General features: G+C 45.4%; 1 protein-coding gene. It reads right to left on the bottom strand.

Going from position 1 to position 928, the window contains the following annotated elements:
- A partial coding sequence (locus B5F76_RS14295; RefSeq protein ID WP_204218450.1) for a hypothetical protein occupies positions 1-485 on the bottom strand: 485 nt, incomplete at its 3' end.
- Positions 486-928: the final 443 nt, after the last annotated feature.

Consider the following 928-nt stretch of genomic DNA (forward strand, 5'->3'; position numbering starts at 1 on the left):
GATACAGTAGAATCGCTGACTACGCGCATGCCCTTGGTGAATAAAGGGTGATTCCTGGCGTAGTCTGGATAATACTGGCCGGCATTGTTTTCGCTGACAATCATATAGCACATCAAATCAAGGATCATGCCGCTGCTTTCTCCGAAAATCCGCCTCAGCAGCTCATCCAGCTTGTACTCCCTGATAATCTTGTCAAACACAATAAATGAGCCAGCTCGCAGCGTATTGCTGCGAATCTGTGGTTCGGCCAAGCCGGGGATAGGCTCTCCGGGGAAGAGTGCCCTGAACTTGGCGTTAGGATACATTTGGCTCATGTCGCCTTCAACGGCGAGTTTGCCGATAACTACACGCTTCGGAACATTGAACCGTTTTTCAGGGTTATATACGCGCTCCGTTTCGTAGTAGACGTAGGTCGAGCCTCCCTTCTTTCTGGTGACTATCTTTCCAGGGGCGTCAGGCACGCTGACAGCATCTAAAAAGTACATAAAAGGTGCTCCTATTTGAGTGGTAAAATTACCACTCAAATATAGATCAAAAAAAGGAGCTGTCAAGCCTAGGACCAGAGTTATAAATACATTAATTACAATATGTTATATAACGATCGATTGTGGGGTGGCAGACAAGGTGGGAATTGAGTGGTACAAGATGGGAAGTTCAGGGCAGAGATTGCTTCCTGTTTTTGAGTGACGGGGATATTTCCGTTTTCCGTAAAAAATCGTTTTATAAGGTACGCGGGAATGATAATGCCTTCATTCTTGAGCATCTGACTCAGTTCCTTGGGACTGTAGCCTTTTTCCTTCGCCTTTTTGAAATCCCGTTCTAGGTCGTGTTGACAAAATCAAAAATCAGCCAATCTGACTTCGACTTTGCCATAAGAGGTTATATTTCATACTGTATCACTCCAGTTTACCAGAGCGGTCCACAGTAT

It is taken from the genome of Desulfovibrio sp. An276, from assembly GCF_002159665.1.
Taxonomy (GTDB): domain Bacteria; phylum Desulfobacterota; class Desulfovibrionia; order Desulfovibrionales; family Desulfovibrionaceae; genus Desulfovibrio; species Desulfovibrio faecigallinarum.